Source organism: Streptomyces sp. NPDC001100, assembly GCF_053598575.1.
Map to the genome: position 1 here is coordinate 176,674 of NZ_JBSFKO010000016.1, position 19,021 is coordinate 195,694.

Here is a 19,021-nt window from a genome sequence, read left to right on the forward strand (position 1 = left end):
TGGTTACGGCAGGTGCAGCACGCCGACCGTCTCGCCCTCGCTCAGCTCGCCGTTGGGCCGGAAGCCCAGCCCCAGATAGAAGTTCGCCGGTCCCGACGCGCCCTCGTGCCAGGTGACGTAGAGCTCCTTGCCGCCCCGGCGGCGGATCTCGGCGGCGACGGACTCCACGGCGAACCGCCCGTAGCCGCGCCCCTGTTGGTCCGCAGCGATGTTCAGGCGCCACAGGCCGGAACGGATCACGGAGCCGTCCAGGTTCCAGTCGATGTCGAAGAAGGCCATGAGGAAGCCGACGGGGCGGTCCTCGTCGACGATCAGGCGGGGCCAGGCGGTGCCGGGGTGGACGTAGGCCTCGGCGAGCGATTTCACGACGGGAGAGACCGCGAATTCCTGGTCGGGGCGGACCCGAATGCCTGTGGCGGCCTGGAAGTTGGCCGGGGTGATCTCTTCGAGACGGGGCCCGGGTCCGGTGGTGATCGTCGTCATGGGTGCACGGTAGGCGGACCGCTCACCGGTGGGCGACCGAATTCGCGGTCACCCCAACTGGCGGTATCTGCCCCGGAAATAGGTCAGCGGACCGCCGTCCGTGCTGGTCGCCTCCGCCGTCAGTACGCGGCCGATGACGAGGGTGTGGTCCCCGGCCGACACCCGTTGCTCCGTGCGGCATTCGAGGGTGGCGAGGGCGCCGCGGACCAGGGGCGCGCCGGACGCCTCCCCGTGGACGTAGGGGATGTCGTCGAAGAGCAGGCGGTCGCTGATGCGGCCCTTCATGGCGAAGCGGCCGGCGATGTGGCGCTGGCTCTCGGAGAGGACGGAGACGGCCCACAGGGGCTGTTCGTCGAGGAGGTCGTCCATGCGGGAGCCGTTGCGGAGGCTGACCAGGACCAGCGGCGGGTCCAGGGACACCGACATGAAGGCGGTCGCGGTCATGCCGACGTCCTCGCCGACCGGCGCCTGCGGGTCGTCCGGGTCGTACGGCTCCTCGTGCGCGGTCACCAGGACCACGCCCGCGGCCAGCCGGGCGAGGGCGGCGCGGAACTCGTCGTTGCTCACCCCCACAGCATGCCCGGAGGGGACGGACTCGGTGATCGACGCGGTGTTCAGCACGCCGGGAACGCTAATCTCCGAGTACCGCGCACCGCATCGGACTTCGGTCGCAACGGGGTCCTAGGTCCAATGACCCACGCGACGGAACATCGTCGTGCATCATGTCCACACACCCACAAAGTTTGCGTTCAGTAAACGCACAGGGAAAACGCAGAAACTCCACTCAATTGTTCATCTTCTGCTGTGACTTGAGTCACAAGGGGTAGTAATTGTTGACCCTGTGTACCGAGTGGGCAGCGCGCTGTGATTCAGTGGCGGGGAAGAAGACCCTTGATTCGCTGCGAGGTCTCGGGGGGAGGGCGAGTATGGAGACCGAGTCGGAACCCTACGTCCGTCTTGAGAACCTGCGGCAACTGCATACGGTCATGGCGGACATGAACACCGCCCGCAGCCTGGCGGACACCCTGCAGACCGTCGCCGACGGCGTGGTCAAAGGCCTTGGGTACGAGCTGGCATGCGTCAACCTCGTCCGCCCCGACGGCGACCTGGTCGTCGCCGCCTTCTCCGGCAACTCCGCCGCCGAGGCACTCATCACCGGCCGGGTCGGCTCCCGCGCCTCCTGGGAGCGCCGCCTCGGCATGGGCGAGGACTGGGGAGACCTGCGGTTCATACCGCACACCGAGGGCTGGGTCCTCGACGAGGACGACGTACCGCAGTGGTACACCGACGGCCCCGCCCCCCGCTTCGAGGACGAGTGGCACCCCTCCGACCGCCTCTTCGCGCCCATGTACACGCCCGGCGTCCCCGGCGGCTCGTGCGGCGAACTGATCGGCGTCCTGTCCGTGGACCGCCCGCGCAACGGCCGCCGGCCCGGCGCGTGGGGTCGCGAAGCGCTCCAGATGTACGCCTTCCAGGCCGCCATCGCGATCAGCAACGCGCGTCTACGTGCGAATATGCAACGCGCACTTGTCAGGCTCGAACGCGAGCAACAGGCCCTGCGCGCAAGCGAGGAGAGCTTCCGGCAGGCCTTCGAGTACGCCCCCTCCGGCATGGCGATAGCCGAGATGGGCGGCGACCAGCACGGCCGAATACTCCGCAGCAACGACGCCCTGTGCCGCCTGCTCGGCCGCCCCGCCTCCGCGATGCGCCGCTACTCCTTCTCGGACCTCGTCCACCCTGAGGACATAGGCACCCTGCTGAGAACCTCGGCGGAGGGCGGACGCGCGGAACTCCGCCTGGGCCGCCGGGACGGCACCTACGTCTGGGTCTCGCTCCGCAACTCCGTCGTCGCCGACGCCGCCGACGGACCGCGCTTCCTCCTCTCCCACGTCGAGGACATAGAGGACCGCAAGCGTCGCGAGCTCCAGCTCGCCCACCGCGCCGCGCACGACGCGCTCACCGGCCTGCCGAACTCGGCCGAGCTGCGCACCCGCCTCTCCGCCCGTCTCTGCCAGCGCCCGACCTCCGCGTTCCCCGGCGAGGTCGAGTCCCTCGACGCCGCCTACGGCCACCCGGCCTACGACGTGAACGGCCACGGCTTCGACTTCCGCCCCGGCGGCGACCTCCTCGACTCCTACGACCACCACGTCCACACCATCGCCCCCGAGGGCGAGCGCGACGACGGCACCAAGGGGCTCGCGGTCCTCTTCTGCGACCTCGACGGCTTCAAGTCGATCAACGACCGGTTCGGGCACAACGCCGGCGACGCCGTCCTCATCGAGGTCGCCCGGCGGCTCGGCCGGGCCGTGCGCGACGGCGACACGGTGGCCCGGCTCGGCGGCGACGAGTTCGTCGTCCTCGCCGACGGCCTCGGCAAGGCCGACGCCGCCGACCTCGCCGTACGCCTGCGGAACGAGATCATCCAGCCCATCCGGGTCGACGGCCGTGCCATGCGGGTCGGGGCCAGTTTCGGCATCGGGTGGGCCCACTGCGGCATGACGGCGGACGAGGTGTTGAAGTCCGCCGACGAACGGATGTACATCGAGAAACGATCTCGTCCCAAACAGCACAGACGCGCGGGATGATCTCCAGGTCAGCGTTGTGATGCGGCCCGAGTCACCCGTTTGGACCACGCGGAGCGGGTAGGCTCGCAGTTCTCCAGACGCGATCGAAGACGCGATCGAAACGCATCTGAAGCCGACGTACCTGCACCCGCACCTGTTGAGGAGTACCTAGGGATGACGCCCGGCAACAACGGCGCGAGCACGCCCGAGGACGACGACCCGTTCGGCTACCTGTACGCCGACGGCCAGGCCAACGGCGCCCAGCCGCCGTCCGGCGGTGGTGGCTACGGCTACCCGGGCTCCGTCAACCGGGTCCGCGCGGTCGGCGAGCGCCAGTACGGCGGCCAGCCCGCCGCCGCCCCCACCGCGCAGTACCAGCAGCCCTACGGCCAGACAGTCCCGCAGCAGCAGGCCTACGGCGCCCAGCCGAACGCCGCCTACCAGGCCCCGGAGGCCTTCGGCGCCCCGCCCACCCAGCAGCCCCCGTCCCACGACGGCGGCCGCGGCGGCGGCCGGGGCCGCGGCCCCAACACCAAGGGCCTGCTGATCGGCGCGATCGCGGTGGTCGCCGCGGTGGTCATCGGCATCAGCGTGGCGATGATGAACGGCAACGACGACACCAAGACGGGCAACGAGGCGGGCAGCACGCCTTCGGCTTCGCAGAGCGCTTCTTCGAGTCCGTCGGCGAGCAGCAGCGCGTCGGACGCGGCGGAACTGCCGAAGATCGACGCCAAGGCCCTGCTGCTGGGCGGCGGCGCCACCACGGCATCCGACGTCGACGGCGCCAAGGCCGACGGCGGTGTCTATGTGACGGGCTTCAACGCGGTCGGCGCGACCGTGACCTGGAACGTGAGCGGCATCACGAAGAAAGGCGGCTACCGCCTGTACGTCAACTACGGCGTACCCGGCAAGGACGCCACCGCCACCCTCACGGTCAACGGCACGGCCCAGTCCCGCCCGCTCAACCTGAGCAACTTCGCGAGGGCCCCCGAGGGCAACTACGAGAAGGGCTGGACGGAGACCTGGGCGTCCGTCCAGCTCAACAAGGGCACCAACACCATCAAGATCTCCTGCGAGCAGGGCGACCAGTGCGACGTCAACTTCGACCAGGTGTACCTGGCGAACGGCTGACCTAGGCCGCCGTGGCGTCCCCCCTCACCGCGACCCGCCCCAGCAGCTCCTCGTACGCCGCCCGGTCGAACTCGCCCGCCACCGGCGCCAGTACGGTCGCCGCCGACAGGGCGACCGCGCGGGCCAGCCGGGCCGGCCACGGTAGCCGCTCCACCAGTCCCGACAGCAGGCCCGCGGCCGCCGAGTCGCCCGCGCCGGTGGGGTTGCCGTGTATTCGGGCCGGGGGTGTCGCGTGCCAGGTGCCTTCCGGGGTCGCCGCGAGGAGGCCCCGGGCGCCCAGGGAGGCGACCACCGTGCGGGCGCCCCGGCGTCGTGCGTCCTGAGTGGCGCGCAACGGGTCGTGGGAGCCGGTGAGTTCGGCCAGTTCGTCGGTGTTGGGCTTGACGATGTCGGGGCGGGCGGCGACTCCGCGGCGGAGGGGCTCACCGCTGGTGTCCAGGAGGACGGGGACGCCGGCCGCCCGTGCCGTGCGGACCAGGCCCGCGTACGCGCCCACCGGAACGCCCGGCGGCAGACTCCCGCACAGGGCCACCGCCGACACCTCGCCGAGCAGGGCCTCGTACGCCTCCTGGAACGCCGACCACTCCGCCGAAGTGACCGTCGGGCCGGGCTCGTTGAGTTGAGTCGTGTCACCGGTCAGCTCGTCCACGATCGCCGTCGTGCGCCGGGTGGCCCCGGAGACCGGGACCAGCGCGTCCAACACCCCCGGTGTACTGGCGAGTTGTTCCTGTACGACCCGTCCGGTGGCGCCGCCCGTGAAGCCGGTCACCGTCACCTCGTGGCCGAGGGCGGCCAGCACCCGGGCCACGTTGACCCCCTTGCCGCCGGGCCGCTCGGTCACCTCGGAGACGCGGTGTGTGCCGTGCGGCCGCAACTCCCGTACCCGATAGGTGATGTCGAGCGCGGTGTTCAGTGTGACGGTGAGAATCACCGGGCGACCTCCCCCGAAGACCGCATGAATGCGCTTGCTCTGTGTTCCGGAGGCTCGATGATGTCAAACGGGCGGCGGTCCTCCCAGTCCCCCGGGACAACCGCCGCCGTCAACCACGTCACATATCACCCCAGTTGGGGCTCGACCACCCAACTGCCGCGCCGCATCACGCCCTTGAGGTCGAAGTCGGAGTCCAGCAGCACCAGGTCGGCGTACTTGCCGGGCTCCAGCGAGCCGATCTCGTCGTAACTCCCCAGCAGCTTCGCCGGATTGGCGGAGATCGCGGCGACCACGTCCTCGACCGGCAGCCGGTCGACCGTCACCGAACGCTTGAAGGCCCGGTCCAGGGTCAGCGTCGAGCCCGCGATCGAACCGCCCTCCACCAGCCGCGCCACACCCTCACTCACCTCGACCTCCAACGGACCGAGCATGTACCGGCCGTCGCCGAAGCCCGCCGCGTCCATCGCGTCCGTGATGAACGCCACGCGGTCCGCGCGCGCGTGATGGAACGCCAACTCCAGTGACGCCGGGTGCAGATGCGTACCGTCGTTGATCAACTCGACCGTGACGCGCTCGTCTTCGAGCAGCGCCGCGATCGGACCGGGCTCCCGGTGCCCGAGCTGCGGCATCGCGTTGAACAGATGCGTGGCCACGGTCGCGCCCGCGTCGATCGCATCCACCGTCTGCTCGTACGACGCGTCCGTGTGCCCGATCGCCGCGATGACGCCGAGTTCGACGAGCAGCCGTACGGAGTCGAGGCCGCCCGGCAGTTCGGTCGCGAGGGTGACCATCTTGGCGCTGCCGCGCGCCGCGTCGACCAGCTTGCGCACGTCCGCCGGGTCCGGCTCGCGCAGCAGCGCCTCGGAGTGCGCGCCCTTGCGGCACGGCGAGATGAACGGGCCCTCGAAGTGGATGCCGGCGAGGTCGCCCTGCTCGGCGAGTTCGGAGAGCAGGCCGGCGCGCTGGACCAGGAAGTCCATCTCGCCGGTGACGGTCGAGGCGACGAGGGTCGTCGTGCCGTGCAGGCGGTGGGTGTGGATGCCCTTGAGGACGTCCTCGACGGTGCCGGAGGTGAAGGAGGCTCCGCCGCCGCCGTGGTTGTGGATGTCGACGAATCCCGGGACCAGCCAGTGGCCGGTGACGTCGAGCACCTGGGCGTTGTCGGGGGCGGCACCGGCGATGCGGGTGCCGTCGACGATCACTCGGCCGTTCTGGACGGTTCCTGTGGGGAGGACCACGTTCGCGCCGGACAGGATCAGGGGTGCATTCGCCGTTGCGGGGTGCGGGTTCGTCGTGGCCGGTCGCGCCCCGCGGCGGAGCCGCATATCGACGCTGTCCCGCGCCCCTGGGTCGGCTGCCATCAGTGTGCTACCTCCGTGCGGTCAGTGGTTTGTAGGAGATCCCAGGCCAGGAGGCCGGCACCGAGGCATCCGGCTGTGTCCCCCAGGGCCGCGGGGACGATCGTCGGGAGTTTCTGGAAGGTGATCCGGCCCTCGACCGCCTCCCGCAGTGGTGCGAACAACGTTTCCCCCGCCTCCGCCAGGCCGCCACCGATGATGATCGTGCGGGGGTCCAGGAGGGTGAGGGCGGTGACGAGGCCGTCGGCGAGGGCGTCGACGGCTTCCTGCCAGACCTTCTCCGCGCGAGGGTCACCGGACGCGACCGCCTTCGCGCAGTCCGCCGCGTCCGCCCCGGGGTCGCCGGAAACGGCCACCCACGCCTCCGTCACCGCCGCCGCCGACGCGTACCGCTCCAGGCAGCCGGTCTGGCCGCAGGGGCAGGGGGCGCCGCCGGGGCGTACGACGATGTGGCCGATCTCGCCCGCGAAGCCGTGCGCGCCCGCCTCCACCCGGCCGTCGATGCCGATGGCGCCCGCTATGCCGGTGCCCAGCGGCACGAACAGGAAGCGGTCGGCGCCCTTGCCCGCGCCGATCCGGCCCTCGGCGAGGCCGCCGGTGCGGACGTCGTGGCCGAGGGCGACCGGGACACCGCCGAGGCGGGCGGCGAGCAGGTCGCGCAGGGGTACGTCCCGCCAGCCGAGGTTGGCCGAGTAGGCGGCGACGCCCCGTTCGGCGTCGACGATGCCGGGGACGGCGACGCCGGCGGCGGACGCGGGCTCGCCGTACTGCTCCTCGCCGTACGCGCGCAGCTCGGCGGCGAAGCCGAGGATGTGCTCGACGACCGCGTCCGGACCGCGCTCGCGGCCGGTCGCCCGGCGGGCCCGGTGCAGCAGCTCGCCGTGGGCCCCCACTAGGGCGGCCTTCATCCCGGTGCCGCCCACGTCGAGGGCGATGACATGTCTCACGGGGGATAGTGTGGCCCGTCTACCCGCGAGAGGTCTAGTCCACTTATGTGGTGTAGACCTTATGGGTTCGCGGAGCGAACGTCACGACGGCAAAGCTTTGGGGAGTCAGCAGTGCAGCGGCGCAGGACAGGAATGATCGCGGCGATGTCCGTACTGGGCATGACGGCGGTCCTCGGCGGCTGCGGCCTAGGCGGGGACTCCGGTGACGTCACCCTGAGACTCGTCGCCGCCGACTACGGCGACTCGGCGTCCAACAGTTCGCAGAAGTACTGGGACGCGCTCGTCAAGGCGTACGAGGCCAAGCACCCCGGTGTGAAGATCGACGTCGGCGTGTACTCGTGGAACGAGGTCGACGCCAAGGTCAGGGCCATGGTCGACGCCGGGAAGGCCCCGGACATGGCGCAGATCGGCGCGTACGCCGACTACGCCGACGAGGGCAGGCTGTACTCCACCGCCGACCTGCTCTCCATCCCCGTGGAGGCCGACTTCCTGGAACCGCTCGCGGACGCCGGGGACGTCGACCACGTCCAGTACGGCATGCCGTTCGCCGCGTCCACGCGCGTCCTCTTCTACAACAAGACCCTCTTCACCGAGGCCGGACTGACCCCGCCGAAGGACTGGAGCGAGCTGGCGGCGGACGCGGAGGCGCTGAAGTCGCACGGCGTGAAGTACCCGTTCGCGCTGCCGCTCGGCTCCGAGGAGGCGCAGGCCGAGACCATGCAGTGGCTGCTGGGCGGGGGCGGCGGCTACACCGACGACCTCGGCAGCACCTACACCCTGGACTCCGCGGAGAACATCTCCACCTTCACCTGGCTGCGCGACAACCTCGTCGGCAAGGGGCTGACCGGTCCCGTCGCACCCGCCGAGCTCAACCGCGCGGACGCGTTCGCCGCCTTCGCGAACGGCGACGTAGGCATGCTGAATGGACACCCCACGCTCATCCAGCAGGCGGCGAAGAAGGGCGTCAAGTTCGGCACGGTCGCGATGCCGGGGCGCAGCGGCAAGGCCAAGACCACGATGGGTGTCGCCGACTGGATGACCGCGTTCAAGCAGAACGGCCACCGGGACCAGATCGGCGACTTCCTCGACTACGTCTACAGCGAGAAGAACGTCCTCGCCTTCTCCCGCGAGTACGACCTGCTGCCGGTGACGAACTCCGCGTCGAAGGTGATGGAGGCGTCGAAGCAGGACCAGGACCTCCGCCCGTTCCTGGAGGAGCTTCCCCTCTCCACGCTCTACCCGGTCGGCAACACCTCCTGGGCCACGGTCAGCGCCGACATCAAGAAGCGCATAGGGCGGGCGGTCGCCGCGAACGGCAGCCCCGGCGTGGTGCTGGGGCAGCTGCAGGCGGCGGCGACGCTGGCGGAGAGCGGCAAGTAGGGGGAGGCCCGGGTGGGCCGGGGCCGCTGTCAGTGGCGGGGGCTACGGTGCAGGGCATGGACAAGGACCGCCCCTCGCGTCTTCCTCCCCTCCACCGGAGGGAACAGGACATCCTCGCGCTGGAGCGCCGCGGCTTCCCGGGCCCCGGCGCGAAGGAGCGTGCGATACGCGAGGAGCTGGGCCTGGCCCCCGTGCGCTACTACCAGCTGCTCAACGCCCTGCTGGACGACGAGCGGGCGCTCGCCCACGACCCGGTCACGGTCAACAGGCTGAGACGGGTCCGGGACACGCGGCGTTCGGAGCGGTGAGGGTCCGGCCGAGCGAGGGTGGGTGAGGGGTGCGGTCGGCTCCGCCCGGATAGGGTCGCCGTATGGGCAGCCCTAAGGACTCCACCGATCCCGTCCATTCCCCGGATGTACTGCCGACCCCGCGCACCGGCGCCGGGCGTGAGGGCCTGGAAGCGATCCTCGCGCGCCCGTCCGCCGCGGTGATCGGGCTCGACTTCGACGGCACACTCGCACCGATCGTCGCGGACCCCGACCAGGCCCGCGCGCACCCCGGCGCGGTGCCCGCGCTGGCCGCCCTCGCCCCGAAGGTCGCCGCCGTCGCCGTGATCACCGGCCGCCCGGCGGGCGTGGCGGTCCGCAACGGCGGCTTCGCGGGCGTCCCGGGCCTGGAACACCTGGTCGTCCTCGGCCACTACGGCACGGAGCGCTGGGACGCGGTGAGCAGTACGGTCAGCGCCCCCGCCCCGCACCCGGGCGTCGCGGCGGTCCGCGCCGAACTCCCGGGCTTCCTCGACCGGATCGGTGCCTGGCAGGGCACCTGGATCGAGGAGAAGGGCCGTGCCGTCGCCGTCCACACCCGCCGCGCCACGGACCCCCAGGCCGCCTTCGAGGCCCTCCGCGCCCCCCTCACCGACCTCGCCACCCGCCACGGCCTGATCGTCGAACCCGGCCGCCTGGTCCTGGAGTTGCGCCCACCCGGCATGGACAAGGGCGTCGCCCTCACCGACTACCTCCGCGAGACGGGCGCCGAGTCCGTCCTGTACGCCGGCGACGACCTCGGCGACCTCCCCGCCTTCGCCGCCGTGGAGAAACTCCGCTCCGACGGCCTCCCCGGCCTCCTCGTGTGCAGTGGCAACGACGAGGTGACAGAACTACGGGAGCGGGCGGACCTGGTGGTGGACGGCGCGGCGGGGGTCGTGACCCTGCTGTCGGCGCTGGCGGCTCAACTCGGCTGATCGGGTGGGGGAGTTGGCGGGGGCTACGGCAGGTTTCCGCGGCGGCCCGGGTGTCCTCGTTCGGCGGCCCCTGCGCCCCGCGCCGGCAGTGGCGGGTGACGGCCCGGGCCCGCCGCGACTACGCGGCGGACGTCGCCGGCCGGGACCGTAGCCCTGCTGTCGGCGCTTCGGGGCTCGACGTTCAACTTCGCCGATCCCGCGCGGGTGTTGGTGGGCGCTGGGCCAGGTTGTCGCGTCGGGTCGAGTGTCCCCGGTCGGCCGCCCTGGCGCTCCGCCGCCCGCGCATCGTGATCAACTTGCCTGATCCCGCAAGGCGTTCAGCTGGTCCAGGAACCACTGGGCCGGGGGGAGTGCCGTCGCCGCCGCTGCCAACCTCTTTGTCCGCTCGGCGCGTTCCTCGTCCGGCATGGTCAGTGCCTCGTGGAGGGCGTCGGCCGTGCCGATCACGTCGTACGGGTTGACGGTGATGGCGTCCTTGCCCAGTTCCTGGAAGGCGCCCGCCTCCCGGGAGAGGACCAGCGCGCAGCCCTCGTCGGAGACGACCGGGACCTCCTTGGCGACGAGGTTCATGCCGTCGCGGATGGGGTTGACGAGGACCACGTCGGCGAGCCGGTACGCGGCCAGTGAGCGGGCGAAGTCGTCCTTGACGTGGAGGACGACCGGGGTCCAACCAGGCGTGCCGTAAAGGGAGTTGATCTCGTCGGCGACCCGTTGCACCTCGGCCGTGTAGTCCCGGTACACGGCGAGGTCCTGCCGCGACGGATAGGCGAAGGCCACGTGCACGACCCGCTCCCGCCACTCGGGGTGGTCGTCGAGCAGCTGCCGGTACGCCAGCAGCCCGCGCACGATGTTCTTCGACAGCTCGGTCCGGTCCACCCGGACGATGGCCTTGCGGCCCTCGCCGATCTCCTCGCGCAGGGAGACCATCCGCTCCTCGACGTCCGCCTGGTGCGAGCGGGCGTGCAGGAACTCGGCGTCGGCGCCGAGCCCGTGGACACCGATGAGCGTCCTGCGGGTGATCCGCTCCTGCTCCAGGTGCTCGATCGACCGGGGCGCGCCGGACGGCCGCTTGGGGAGCCACCTGTACGGGTCGAGCCCCTGCACGCAGTTCTGGAACGCGGTCGCCCACCGCCAGGTCAGGAACGCCACCCGGTCCGCCCCGAGCATGCCCTCCACCAGCCGCGCCTGGATGTCGTCGGGCAGCATCGCGAAGTAGTCCTGCGGCGCCCACGGCGTGTGCGAGAAGTGCCCGATCCGCAGGTCGGGGCGGAGTTCGCGGAGCATCCCCGGCACCAGACACAGGTGGTAGTCCTGCACCAGCACCGCCGCGCCCTCGGCCGCCTCTTCGGCCAGCGCCTCGGCGAACGCCCGGTTGTACGTCTCGTACGACGCCCACTGGCGCCGGAACTCCGCGTCGAAGACCGGCTCCAGCGGGGTCTGGTACAGCATGTGGTGGACGAACCACAGCACGGAGTTGGCGATGCCGTTGTACGCGTCGGCGTGCACGTCGGCCGGAATGTCCAGCATCCGCACGCCGTCCTCGCCGACGCCTTGCCGCACCGCCTCCCGGTCGCCGTCGGACAGGGCCGAGCACACCCACAGCGCCCCCGCGTCCGGCCCGATCGCCGACAGCCCGGACACCAGCCCGCCGCCGCCGCGCCGGGCGTGCAGCGAACCGTCGTCGCCCACCTCGTACGAGACCGGACCGCGATTGGACGCGACGAGGACCTGGGCAGCACCGGACACGGACGACGTGGGCGAAGTGGACGACGTAGAAGCCATACGGCACAACCTAGCCCGGCCCGGAAACACTCAAACGTACGGACGCCCCGCGGCGGACCGTCGGAGTCCGTATACGGCCACCGGTGACCGTGTGGGCTACGCCACCTTGCGTGACTGGTACTCGGTGACGTCCGCCATCGGCGGCCGTTCCTCCGTGTCCACGGAGTACGTGCGCGGCTCGAAACCCTCCGGCCCCCGCTCGAACTGCGTGAGGGACGGCCGGATGAGATGCCCGCGGGCCAGCCGCAGCTGTGCCGTGCGGTAGATCTGCGCGGCCATACGGCCCAGCGCCTGCCCGTCCTGGTGCCGGTGCTTGCGCACACCCACGTCGACCTGTGCGAGGGCGTCCAGGCCCACCAGGTGCAGCGCGTCGACGAGCATGCCCAGCTCGACGCCGTAGCCGACGGGGAACGGGAGCTGTTCGAGCAGCGAGCGGCGGGCCGCGTACTCGCCGCCCAACGGCTGCACGAATCCGGCCAGTTGAGGCCAGTGCATGTTCAGCAGCGGGCGGGCCATCAGCTCGGTGACACGCCCGCCCTGGCCGGCGGCGCCGCCGAGCGGGCGGTCGTACATCGCCTTGACGAGGTCGACGCCGGGGTCGGTGAGCAGCGGGCCCACGATCCCGGTGACGAAGTCGGAGGAGAACTCCTTCAGGTCCGCGTCGATGAAACAGACGATGTCGCCGCTGGTGACCAGCAGCGAGCGCCACAGCACCTCGCCCTTGCCGGGCACGGCGGGGATGCGGGGCAGGATGTCGTCGCGGTGCACGACCCGGGCGCCCGCCGCGGCGGCCACCTCGGAGGTGCGGTCGGTGGACCCGGAGTCGACGACGACGATCTCGTCGACGAGCGGGACCTGCTGCATGAGGTCGTGACGGATGATCGCGACGATGTCACCGACCGTCGCTTCCTCGTTCAGCGCGGGCAGCACGACGGAGACCGACTGGCCCGTGCGGTGCTTCGCGGCCAGGATCTTGTGGAGCGGCCGATCGGTCAGGGACCAGGAGCGGGTGCTCAGCCAGTGCTCGACTTCCTTCAGCACGTTGCGCGGCTCCTCTGCGTTCTCTCGGCGAGAGTTGGTCACAGACAGTGAGTAAGTGATCCATCTCGCGGTTCGGACGGCTCACTCAACTGTCCTGGCCTTCGGTTACAGTCTTGAACAACGCTGATGACCATCGCATGTCGGGGGCCGTCGGCGGGACAATCGCATACACAACTGAACACCGCTCATCCAGAGGGGCAGAGGGATACGGCCCGTTGAAGCCCCGGCAACCCTCCAGCCGGTCTTGTCGCATGGTGTCCATGTGCCGAGGCTCCCGGCTCGGGAAGGTGCCAAATCCGTCTCACGGCGAAACGCGTCGTGAGGAAGATGAGGAAAGGGCCTCGCCTCCATGGCTGCGCAGACTGTCGCAAGCACCACGAACCCCGCGAAGACGGACACGACCGCCGCGGAACCGAACTCCACGAACACCGTTGATCTCGGACCCGCCGCCGCGCTGTCCTGCCGCGAGTGCGGCCACCGCGTCCCGCTCGGCCCGGTCTTCGCCTGCGAGGAGTGTTTCGGCCCGCTGGAGATCGCCTACGACTTCTCGGCCTACGACACCGAAGAGCTCCGCAAGCAGATCGAAGCGGGCCCCGCGAACATCTGGCGTTACGCGCCCCTCCTGCCCGTCCCCGCCGACGTGGCGACCAAGCCGAACATCAACCCCGGCTGGACCAAGCTCGTCCAGGCCGACAACCTCGCCCGCGAACTGGGCGTCGACGCGGGCAAGTTGTTCGTGAAGGACGACTCCGGCAACCCGACGCACTCCTTCAAGGACCGCGTCGTGGCCCAGGCCATCGAGGCGGCCCGCGCCTTCGACTTCACCACCCTCTCCTGCTCCTCCACCGGCAACCTCGCCGGCGCCGTCGGCGCCGCCGCCGCCCGGGCCGGCTTCCGCTCCTGCGTGTTCATCCCGCACGACCTCGAAGAGGGCAAGGTCGTCATGGCCGCCATCTACGGCGGCGAGCTCGTCGGCATCGAGGGCAACTACGACGACGTGAACCGCTTCTGCTCCGAGCTGATCGGCGACCCGGCCGGCGAGGGCTGGGGCTTCGTCAACGTCAACCTCCGGCCGTACTACGCCGAGGGCTCCAAGACGCTGGCGTACGAGATCTGCGAGCAGCTCGGCTGGCAGCTTCCCGACCAGCTGGTGGTCCCGATTGCCTCCGGCTCGCAGCTCACGAAGATCGACAAGGGGCTGCAGGAGCTGATCAAGCTCGGGCTCGTCGAGGACAGGCCCTACAAGATCTTCGGCGCCCAGGCGGAGGGCTGCTCGCCGGTGTCCGTGGCCTACAAGGCCGGGCACGACGTCGTACGCCCGCAGAAGCCGAACACCATCGCGAAGTCGCTCGCCATCGGGAACCCGGCGGACGGTCCTTACGTGCTGGACATCGCACGGCGTACGGGCGGTGCGGTGGAGGACGTCAACGACGAGCAGGTCGTCGACGCGATCAAGCTGCTGGCGCGCACGGAGGGGATCTTCGCGGAGACCGCCGGTGGGGTGACCGTCGGTGTGGCGAAGAAGCTGATCGAGAACGGGCTGCTGGATCCGACGTTGACGACTGTCGTGCTGAACACGGGTGATGGTCTGAAGACGCTGGATGCCGTTGCCGGTACCGGGCTCACCGCGACCATCCGTCCGAGCCTTGAGTCGTTCAGGGAAGCTGGGCTCGCGTCCTAGCGTCGTTGTGTGTCTGCGGGCCGGCGGGGGCTGGTCGCGCAGTTCCCCGCGCCCCCAAAAAACAGCTGACCGGAGGTTTCATCGTGAGCGTTAGTGTCCGCATCCCCACCATCCTGCGCACCTACACCGGCGGGCAGGCCGAGGTGACCGCCGAAGGTGCGACCCTCGCCGAGGTCATCTCGGACCTGGAGAAGAACCACACCGGGATCTCCGCCCGCGTCCTCGACGACCAGGGGAAGCTGCGCCGGTTCGTCAATGTGTACGTCAACGACGACGACGTGCGGTTCGAGCAGGGGCTGGAGACGGCCACTCCGGACGGGGCCGGCGTCTCGATCATTCCGGCCGTTGCCGGAGGCTAGTCGTTACCCTCGGTAATGCCGATTACCGAGTGTTCATCGAATTGCCCCCTCCGCGAGAGAAGCGGAGGGGGCAATTCTGTAGGGTTGAGCGGGGTACAGTTGGGGAACGCGCTCCACTCCGCATGCCGAACGCATATGAGTACCGGCTCCGCGTGCGATGAGAAGTAGCCAAAGTGTGCAGGTCTTTTGCGCCTTATGTTCCCTTTATCCGGCCCGACTTGCCCTGAAGTCGGACGAATTCTCCGTAAATTCCCGACCGGTCCTGCCTGGAATTCTCGTCGGATTGACCTGTTGCAGACGGCAGTTGGACGGATACATTCGGCCGCGGTCGACGCGTTCCGGCGCACGCCCCCAATCCTGTGGGGGGTGAGGTCTGACCCGGATCCGCGAAGTGCGGATCCGTGCAAGGGCCAGTAATAGGGGAGTTAGGCATGGCTCAGGGCACCGTCAAATGGTTCAACGCGGAGAAGGGGTACGGCTTCATCGCGGTCGACGGTGGTGCGGATGTTTTCGTCCACTACAGCGCGATTCAGATGGACGGCTACCGCACCCTGGAAGAGGGTCAGCGGGTCGATTTCGAGATCTCGCAGGGTCAGAAGGGGCCGCAGGCGGACATGGTCCGGCTCGCGACCGGCTGAAGCACGCGCCGACGAACAGCAGCGACGTTCTTCGTTCTTCATCGAAGGGCTCGTACTCCTGGGGGGTCTCCTCCTGGGGTACGGGCCCTTCGGCATGCCCGGCCCTTCCGGGCTCGCGCGCGCCCGCGAGCCGAGGGGCCCAGAACCTGGTAGCCGCTTGCACTCGACCATGCCGAGTGCTAATCATTGGCGTTAGCACTCTGAAGGTGAGAGTGATAACGAAGGACCGGGTCGGTGAGGCCCGCAGGCCAGGTGGTGCAAGGAACCACCGGGGCAGGCAGGCCGTCCGTCGCGGGCGCCAGCGCGGTCCGGAGCAATCCACCCCAGTCCGGGAGGACCACTTCACATGGCCAAGATCATCGCGTTCGACGAGGAGGCACGGCGCGGTCTCGAGCGCGGGATGAACCAGCTCGCCGACGCCGTCAAGGTCACCCTTGGCCCCAAGGGCCGCAACGTCGTCCTCGAGAAGAAGTGGGGCGCCCCCACGATCACCAACGATGGTGTTTCCATCGCCAAGGAGATCGAGCTCGAGGACCCGTACGAGAAGATCGGCGCCGAGCTGGTCAAGGAAGTCGCCAAGAAGACGGACGACGTCGCCGGTGACGGTACGACCACCGCGACCGTCCTCGCCCAGGCCCTCGTCAAGGAGGGTCTGCGCAACGTAGCCGCGGGCGCCAACCCGATGGCCCTCAAGCGCGGTATCGAGAAGGCCGTCGAGGCCGTCTCCGGTGCCCTGCTGGAGCAGGCCAAGGACGTGGAGACCAAGGAGCAGATCGCTTCGACGGCCTCCATCTCCGCCGCCGACACCCAGATCGGCGAGCTCATCGCCGAGGCGATGGACAAGGTCGGCAAGGAAGGCGTCATCACCGTCGAGGAGTCGCAGACCTTCGGTCTCGAGCTTGAGCTCACCGAGGGCATGCGCTTCGACAAGGGCTACATCTCGGCGTACTTCGCCACCGACATGGAGCGTATGGAGGCCGTCCTCGACGACCCGTACATCCTGATCGCCAACTCGAAGATTGCCAACGTCAAGGACCTGCTCCCGCTCCTGGAGAAGGTCATGCAGTCGGGCAAGCCGCTGCTGATCATCGCCGAGGACGTCGAGGGCGAGGCCCTGTCCACGCTGGTCGTCAACAAGATCCGCGGCACCTTCAAGTCCGTCGCCGTCAAGGCTCCGGGCTTCGGCGACCGCCGCAAGGCCATGCTCGGCGACATCGCCATCCTCACGGGCGGCGAGGTCATCTCCGAGGAGGTCGGCCTCAAGCTGGAGAACGCGACCGTGGACCTCCTCGGCCGCGCCCGCAAGGTCGTCATCACCAAGGACGAGACCACCATCGTCGACGGCTCCGGCTCCGCCGACCAGGTCGCCGGCCGGGTCAACCAGATCCGCGCCGAGATCGAGAACAGCGACTCGGACTACGACCGCGAGAAGCTCCAGGAGCGCCTCGCCAAGCTCGCCGGCGGCGTCGCCGTCATCAAGGCGGGCGCGGCCACCGAGGTCGAGCTCAAGGAGCGCAAGCACCGCATCGAGGACGCCGTTCGCAACGCGAAGGCGGCCGTCGAGGAGGGCATCGTCGCCGGTGGCGGCGTCGCGCTCATCCAGGCGGGCCACGTCTTCGAGAAGCTTGAGCTCGAAGGTGACGAGGCCACCGGTGCCGCGATCGTGAAGCTGGCCCTTGAGGCCCCGCTGAAGCAGATCGCCGTCAACGCCGGCCTCGAAGGCGGCGTCGTGGTGGAGAAGGTCCGCAACCTCACCCCGGGTCACGGCCTCAACGCCGCGACCGGTGAGTACGTCGACCTGGTCAAGGAAGGCATCATCGACCCGGCGAAGGTCACGCGCTCTGCCCTGCAGAACGCCGCCTCCATCGCCGCGCTCTTCCTCACCACCGAGGCCGTCATCGCCGACAAGCCGGAGAAGGCGTCCGCGCCGGCCGGCGGCGGCATGCCGGGCGGTGACATGGACTTCTGATCGACCCCTTCCGGTTGATCAACGGTCTTACCGAGGGCGGTACTTCCTGCTTCTGGCGGGGGGTACCGCCCTCGGGCGTGTGCGGGATCACAGGGTCTCGGACGAGGTGGGTGGAATGACGGGCTTGGCCCGGAGGTTGTTGTTGACGCATGATCGATGCATACGCACATACCGTCCGGTACCCAGTGCCTTGTAGTCCGAGGAGCCCCCACACGTGTCTACGACCGCCCCCGCCTCCCGAGCGGCCGAAGTCCTCGCCCGTCCGATCACCCTCAACGGCCTGACCGTCCCCAACCGGATCGTCATGGCGCCGATGACCCGGCAGTTCTCGCCGGGCGGCATTCCCGGTGAGGACGTGGTCGGGTACTACTCCCGCCGGGCCGCCGCGGGCGTCGGCCTCATCGTCACCGAGGGCACCTACGTCGGTCACGAGTCGGCCGGGCAGAGCGACCGCGTCCCGCGCTTCCACGGCGCGGAGCAACTCGCGGGCTGGGCGAAGGTCGCCGAGGGCGTGCACGCGGCGGGCGGCACGATCGTGCCGCAGCTGTGGCACATCGGCATGGTCCGCGAGCAGGGCCAGCCGCCCTACGCCGACGCCCCCGCGGTTGGTCCCTCCGGGCTGCGCATCGGCAGCGACGAGGTCACCGGTACGGCCATGACGCAGCGGGACCTGGACGACGTCATCGGCGCCTTCGCCGAGGCCGCCGCGGCGGCGGAGCGGATCGGCTTCGACGGGGTCGAGCTGCACGGCGCCCACGGGTACCTCCTCGACCAGTTCCTGTACGCGGGCACCAACCGCCGTACGGACGCCTACGGCGGTGACCCGGTCGCCCGCACCAAGTTCGCGGCGGAGATCGTGGCGGCCGTACGGGAGACGGTCTCCCCGGAGTTCCCGATCATCTTCCGTTTCTCGCAGTGGAAGCAGGACGTCTACGGTGCGCGGCTCGCGGAGACCCCGGAGGAGCTGGAGGCGATCCTGACCCCGATCGCCGCGGCGGGCGTCGACGTCTTCCACGCTTCCACCCGCCGTTACTGGCTCCCCGAGTTCGAGGAGACCGGCTCCGACCTCAACCTCGCGGGCTGGACCAAGAAGCTCATCGGCAAGCAGACCATCACCGTCGGCTCGGTCGGCCTCGACGGCGACTTCCTCAAGGGCTTCCGTGGCGAGGGCGCGCCGGTCAAGGGCATCGAGGACCTCCTCGACAGCCTGGAGCGCGACGAGTTCGACATGGTCGCGGTGGGGCGGGCGCTGCTTCAGGACCCGGAGTGGGCGGCGAAGGTGCTTGCGGGGCGGGTGGAGGAGCTTGCGCCGTACGACGCGGCGGCGCTGCGCTCGCTGAGCTAGGTGTGAGAGGCGCGGGTCGGTGGGGGTGCGCGTCCCTGGGGGCTGCGCCCCCAGACCCCCATCGGCCCTGAAGGGCCTCGTCCTCAAACGCCGGACGGGCTGGATGATGCCAGCCTGGGTTGGAAGGTGCCGGACGGGCTGGATGATGCCGGCCTGGGCTGGAAGGTGC

The 19,021-nt window shown here is 70.0% G+C and carries 17 protein-coding genes and 1 riboswitch; of the genes, 10 read left to right on the top strand and 7 right to left on the bottom strand.

Annotated features, from left to right (window positions below; translation table 11 throughout):
* Positions 1-3 precede the first annotated feature (3 nt).
* Positions 4-483 (bottom strand): GNAT family N-acetyltransferase, encoded by a 480-nt coding sequence (locus ACWDEW_RS24365; protein WP_450515035.1) that lies wholly within the window; start codon positions 481-483, stop codon positions 4-6.
* 48 nt (positions 484-531) lie between these two features.
* Positions 532-1,104, bottom strand: coding sequence for a flavin reductase family protein (locus ACWDEW_RS24370; protein WP_450515036.1), 573 nt, complete (start codon positions 1,102-1,104; stop codon positions 532-534).
* Positions 1,105-1,409: 305 nt separating this feature from the next.
* On the opposite strand from ACWDEW_RS24370, the gene cdgB reads away from it, so the two are divergent.
* Positions 1,410-3,068 (top strand): diguanylate cyclase CdgB, encoded by a 1,659-nt coding sequence (gene cdgB, locus ACWDEW_RS24375; protein WP_450515037.1) that lies wholly within the window; start codon positions 1,410-1,412, stop codon positions 3,066-3,068.
* A gap of 153 nt (positions 3,069-3,221) precedes the next feature.
* Positions 3,222-4,178, top strand: coding sequence for a carbohydrate-binding protein (locus tag ACWDEW_RS24380; protein ID WP_450515038.1), 957 nt, complete (start codon positions 3,222-3,224; stop codon positions 4,176-4,178).
* A 1-nt stretch (position 4,179) separates the two neighbouring features.
* On the opposite strand, the gene ACWDEW_RS24385 is transcribed toward ACWDEW_RS24380, so the two are convergent.
* The 3 genes from ACWDEW_RS24385 to ACWDEW_RS24395 form a co-directional block, all read right to left on the bottom strand.
* Positions 4,180-5,109, bottom strand: coding sequence for a 1-phosphofructokinase family hexose kinase (locus ACWDEW_RS24385; protein WP_450515039.1), 930 nt, complete (start codon positions 5,107-5,109; stop codon positions 4,180-4,182).
* 125 nt (positions 5,110-5,234) lie between these two features.
* Entirely contained in the window at positions 5,235-6,470 is a 1,236-nt protein-coding gene (gene nagA, locus ACWDEW_RS24390; RefSeq protein ID WP_450515040.1) for an N-acetylglucosamine-6-phosphate deacetylase, read from the bottom strand.
* Positions 6,470-7,414 (bottom strand): ROK family protein, encoded by a 945-nt coding sequence (locus ACWDEW_RS24395; protein WP_450515041.1) that lies wholly within the window; start codon positions 7,412-7,414, stop codon positions 6,470-6,472. The genes nagA and ACWDEW_RS24395 overlap by 1 nt, the downstream gene beginning before the upstream one ends.
* Before the next feature lie 111 nt (positions 7,415-7,525).
* Between ACWDEW_RS24395 and ACWDEW_RS24400 the strand changes: the two genes are divergently transcribed.
* The 3 genes from ACWDEW_RS24400 (at position 7,526) to otsB (ending at position 10,037) form a co-directional block, all read left to right on the top strand.
* Positions 7,526-8,794, top strand: coding sequence for an extracellular solute-binding protein (locus tag ACWDEW_RS24400; protein ID WP_450515042.1), 1,269 nt, complete (start codon positions 7,526-7,528; stop codon positions 8,792-8,794).
* A gap of 56 nt (positions 8,795-8,850) precedes the next feature.
* The gene (locus tag ACWDEW_RS24405) at positions 8,851-9,102 is read left to right on the top strand and encodes a DUF3263 domain-containing protein (protein WP_359606770.1); all 252 of its coding nucleotides are present in this window, start codon (positions 8,851-8,853) and stop codon (positions 9,100-9,102) included.
* A 62-nt stretch (positions 9,103-9,164) separates the two neighbouring features.
* Positions 9,165-10,037 (top strand): trehalose-phosphatase, encoded by an 873-nt coding sequence (gene otsB, locus ACWDEW_RS24410; RefSeq protein WP_450515043.1) that lies wholly within the window; start codon positions 9,165-9,167, stop codon positions 10,035-10,037.
* A gap of 291 nt (positions 10,038-10,328) precedes the next feature.
* Here the strand turns inward: otsB and ACWDEW_RS24415 are convergent, their stop codons facing one another.
* Complete coding sequence (locus tag ACWDEW_RS24415; protein ID WP_450515044.1) at positions 10,329-11,819, bottom strand: alpha,alpha-trehalose-phosphate synthase (UDP-forming); 1,491 nt, start codon at positions 11,817-11,819, stop codon at positions 10,329-10,331.
* Between the two features lie 96 nt (positions 11,820-11,915).
* Positions 11,916-12,860: a glucosyl-3-phosphoglycerate synthase gene (locus tag ACWDEW_RS24420; protein ID WP_450515045.1), complete on the bottom strand. Its 945-nt coding sequence runs from the start codon at positions 12,858-12,860 to the stop codon at positions 11,916-11,918.
* 182 nt (positions 12,861-13,042) lie between these two features.
* A riboswitch (SAM riboswitch) is annotated at positions 13,043-13,194 on the top strand.
* 15 nt (positions 13,195-13,209) lie between these two features.
* Between ACWDEW_RS24420 and thrC the strand changes: the two genes are divergently transcribed.
* The 5 genes from thrC (at position 13,210) to ACWDEW_RS24445 (ending at position 18,852) form a co-directional block, all read left to right on the top strand.
* Positions 13,210-14,541: a threonine synthase gene (gene thrC / locus ACWDEW_RS24425; RefSeq protein ID WP_450515046.1), complete on the top strand. Its 1,332-nt coding sequence runs from the start codon at positions 13,210-13,212 to the stop codon at positions 14,539-14,541.
* Positions 14,542-14,624: 83 nt separating this feature from the next.
* Positions 14,625-14,900, top strand: coding sequence for a MoaD/ThiS family protein (locus ACWDEW_RS24430; RefSeq protein ID WP_328682262.1), 276 nt, complete (start codon positions 14,625-14,627; stop codon positions 14,898-14,900).
* Positions 14,901-15,331: 431 nt separating this feature from the next.
* Positions 15,332-15,538, top strand: a complete 207-nt coding sequence (locus ACWDEW_RS24435; protein ID WP_007493268.1) for a cold-shock protein — start codon at positions 15,332-15,334, stop codon at positions 15,536-15,538.
* Between the two features lie 346 nt (positions 15,539-15,884).
* Positions 15,885-17,507 (top strand): chaperonin GroEL, encoded by a 1,623-nt coding sequence (gene groL, locus ACWDEW_RS24440; RefSeq protein WP_019072480.1) that lies wholly within the window; start codon positions 15,885-15,887, stop codon positions 17,505-17,507.
* Positions 17,508-17,721: 214 nt separating this feature from the next.
* Positions 17,722-18,852, top strand: coding sequence for an NADH:flavin oxidoreductase (locus ACWDEW_RS24445; RefSeq protein ID WP_450515047.1), 1,131 nt, complete (start codon positions 17,722-17,724; stop codon positions 18,850-18,852).
* Positions 18,853-19,021: the final 169 nt, after the last annotated feature.